Origin of the sequence: Frankia sp. AiPs1, from assembly GCF_023716945.1 — a bacterium.
Lineage (GTDB): Bacteria > Actinomycetota > Actinomycetes > Frankiales > Frankiaceae > Frankia.
In genome coordinates, this window is the sequence record NZ_JAMQQF010000598.1 from 1 (window position 1) to 3,590 (window position 3,590).

Consider the following 3,590-nt stretch of genomic DNA (forward strand, 5'->3'; position numbering starts at 1 on the left):
GGCGAGCCGGCCGCCCCCGCCGGCCTCGGCGAAGGCGACGGCCCGGTTGGGCAGCCCAGCGGCGGAGCGCTCCGTCATGCCCGCCCGCACCGGGTCGTCGGGCACGGACAGCGGCGGAATCGCGGGCAGAACCAGCGTGCCGAGTTCGGCCGCGACGGCGGCCATCCGGGCCGTGAGCAGCGACATGATCCGGCTCGCCGCGTACAGATCCGCGGTCGTGCGCGCCTCGCCGATGAACTGCTGCACCCCGGGGATCGTCACGACGACCAGGTCACCGGCCTCCGAGCCGCCCGCGTCCGAGCCCGAACCCGCAGTCGCGGGCTTGGGTTCGGCGGGCGGCCCCTTCGCCTCGACGGCGGCGTGCCCGCCGCTCCCCCCTGCACTCGTCGACACCTGACCTCCTCCTGCCGGAAACCACGCCCTGCCGGAAACCCACGTCCTGCCGGAAACCACGTCGCCCGCACCACTGCCGTGACCGTGGAGGAACCGCGAGACAGAACAACGACCCCCCGCACCGGGTGGGTCACTCATCGCATTGACGCCGATCGCGGACGACTCTCCCATGGCCGTCGAACCAGGCATCCTGACGCCCCCCACGCGCCGGTCCGGGGTGGCAGATCCTGCAACCTAAGCCGAGAAACTCGGCAGTGTGCCGACTCCTCAACGCCCCGGCCAGTCCGTCAGGCTGCTGCGTATGTCCCCTGAAACACCGGCTGTGTGGAGCCCCGGCGACGCCCCACCACCGCGGCGCCCCTTCCGACCTGGCGACGCTCGGTTGATGTTGCAGATCATGCTGGCCCAAGGGGACCGCGTCGCCCGGCTGCTGCTGGCCAAGCCGGTGACCCCGACGCCGCCTTCGGAGCCCGAGCGACTGGCACCGGCACTGGCGGCGGCACTGGCACTGGTGGCGGCGTGACCGACGGACCCACATCGACCGGAGGGGAAGATGTGCGGACGTATCGGACGCTGGTCCACGTCGTCGGAGAGGCCGACATCAACGTCCGCCAGCCGGCCGGCCGGTCACAACACAAGTCGCCGGAGACGCTGGCGGCCGAGGCGACGTCGAACCTGGCCCGGCTGGAGCACCTGACCGGCGACGACCGCGGGGCGTTCTTCGCGGCCAACCCCACCGGCGCCCTCGCCCGGCACCTGCGCACCCTCGTGCCCCGCCCTCGCGTCATCCTGCTCGCGACCAACGGCGGTGACCACCGCGACACCATGCCGATCGCCGAGAAGGTGGCGGCCTACCTCGGCGACGCCGTGACGCTCGCCGACCGGCCACGGGTTATCCCCCTGCTCGAACCGACCGTGACGCAGGCGCGGTCCGGCCTCGCCGCCGCTCTCGATGATCTGACGCCGGCCGAGTTGGCCGAGGCGGCCGACTGGACGGTGCTGCTCGGCTCCGGAGCGACCGGCATCCTGCTCGGCGTGCTGTACGAGCTGCTGGTCCGCGGCCGGCGGGTGCTCCTGCGGGCAGCGGACGCCGACGGCCGGGAGATCTCGCCGTATCACGACGTCACCGTCGACGACCTGCGGCGCTGGCTCGTCCGGCACCGCTACTACGGCGCCCTCGCCCAGCTCGTGGGAGACGCCGACGGCGCGCCGTGGCAACGCCTGCACGAGCGGCAGTCCATCGACGTGCGCGCGCTGCTGCGGGACTACCCGACGGTCCCGAAGAAGGCCGGCGACCCGACGAGCCTTCAGGTCTGGCCGTTTGCCGGCACCGCCGATGATCCCGAACCCCGAACCCCGCTGGAGGTGCTGCGGCGGGCGGTCGAGTCGTCGTTCTTCGGCGGCCTGGCCCGCGGAGAGGTCACCGACGGTGCGGCGGCCCGGATCTGGTTCTCCGACCTCGTCGACGCCCTCACCGAGCCCAGAGCGGGCGAACCCGCGTCCGCGGCCGACGGGCGTCGGGCGAAGGCACGCCGCATGTTGGGCTTCCCGAGGGAGGACCGGCTGCCGCTCGCCCCCGACGACGTCACGACCCCCGACGACCCGCTGTACGCGCTGCTCACCGAGGACGTCGTCGAGTGGTATCGCGGGATCGTCTCCGCCAGCCACGGCGGGCTGCACGCGGTCACCTACCTGCCCGCGCAGATCCGCGCCCGCGCGCAGCTCTGGGTCGACGAGGAGCATGCCAGCGCGCCGCTGGCCGACTTTCCGGCCTGGCCGGTCCTTGATCCGCCGCCCGCGCAGCGCCGGGTCCTGCTGCTGCGGGTCCGCCGTTCCGCGGCGTCGCGTCTTGTGGCGGACGACCAGCGGGTCCTCGACCGCGGGCGGGCTGAACTGCGGTGCCGCGAAAGCATCCTCGTCGAGTTCGCCGGCCCGGAGGTTCCCGACGCGGACGACATCGACGGCGTCCGCTATCGACGGGTTCCAACCGGTGGGGACGCCCGCACCATCGAGTACATCCAGCCCAGCACGGTCGTCGACTACGCCGAGAAGATGTTCCGCGCGATCGCCGCAGACCGAGACGACCCCGCCGGCATCGAGGCCGACCTTGTCGACGAGGTGGCCGTGCTGCTGCCGCTCGGCTTCAAGGCGCTGGCCATCGGCGCCATGCTGGCGGCCGTCCGGTGGTCGATCCACCTTGGGGTTCCGTTGCGGGTCATCGAGCTGCCCCTCGACCGGGAACCGGCGACCCTGCCGGCACCGCCGCCGATCGGCTCACGTCCGGACGATTCTCAGCCGACCGAGGCCGGCCGGCCGCTGGCCGCGCTTGGCCAGGACCGGCTGCTGGCCAGGTTGGCGTCCACCGCGCTGGGCGATCTGGACCTGGGCCTTGCCCACGATCTGGCCCGGCGGGGTTCGTCGCGGCTGACCCACCTCGCGGCCGGCATCGCCTCCCTGCAACGGGACTTCAACGGCATCGTCGACCTCGCGCCGGGCGAGCACGGCACGACCACCCACACCTCGCCGGCGGAGATCGCCTTCGCGGTCGCCCGCCTACGGCTGTGCCGGACGATCGTCGACCGGCATCCCTGGGACGCCGCCTACCTGGCCGCCAGCATCCTCGATCACACCTTCCGCATGCCGCCCTGCCGGCACAACGGCGACACCTGTGACGTGCCCGGCATCGGCCGGGTCGTGCTGTCCGGACGGCTCGGCTGGGTTCCGGTCGCCGCCGCGCCAACCAGGCCCAGCGGCAGGCTCCAGCAGTGGCCGACGCTCGCGCCGTGGGAGGGCATGCGGACGTCGGACGACAAGCCCTCGGGCATGCCCCCGGACGTGCGCGGATCCGGCCGGACCGGGGGGGCGACGCGGCCGGAGGTCGTCCTCGGCGGCCTGCAGCGCCACCGCAACAAGCACCCGCTCTCCCATGGCATCGACGAAAGGCAGGACCCGAAGCCCACGGACATCAGGGCGCGCAGCACGGCGGAGATCGCGCCGATCTTCGAGTTCGTCGAGGAGGAGCTCACCCGCCAGCTGAACAAGGCCTATCCCGGCCTGACGCTCGTCGACGCCGACGACCTGACTCGCCGCCTGACGGGTCTGGTCGCGCTCGCAACCGAACTGTCGGACGCGACCCGCCCGCCCGCCTGACGGCGCTGCGCCGCCCCTCGGCGCGGCCCGGCCCGGCGGCCGGTCGC

The 3,590-nt window shown here is 73.3% G+C and carries 3 protein-coding genes; 2 read left to right on the forward strand and 1 reads right to left on the reverse strand.

All coding sequences use genetic code 11. The features are described 5' to 3' along the window. The coding region (locus ND748_RS28020; RefSeq protein WP_251749198.1) for a type III-B CRISPR-associated protein Cas10/Cmr2 at window positions 1–393 on the reverse strand (393 nt) is incomplete at its 3' end. Between the two features lie 397 nt (window positions 394–790). Between ND748_RS28020 and ND748_RS34305 the strand changes: the two genes are divergently transcribed. After that, entirely contained in the window at window positions 791–916 is a 126-nt protein-coding gene (locus ND748_RS34305; RefSeq protein ID WP_285902811.1) for a hypothetical protein, read from the forward strand. Window positions 917–948: 32 nt separating this feature from the next. After that, window positions 949–3,543, forward strand: a complete 2,595-nt coding sequence (locus ND748_RS28025; protein WP_251749199.1) for a hypothetical protein — start codon at window positions 949–951, stop codon at window positions 3,541–3,543. The last annotated feature ends 47 nt before the right edge of the window (window positions 3,544–3,590 follow it).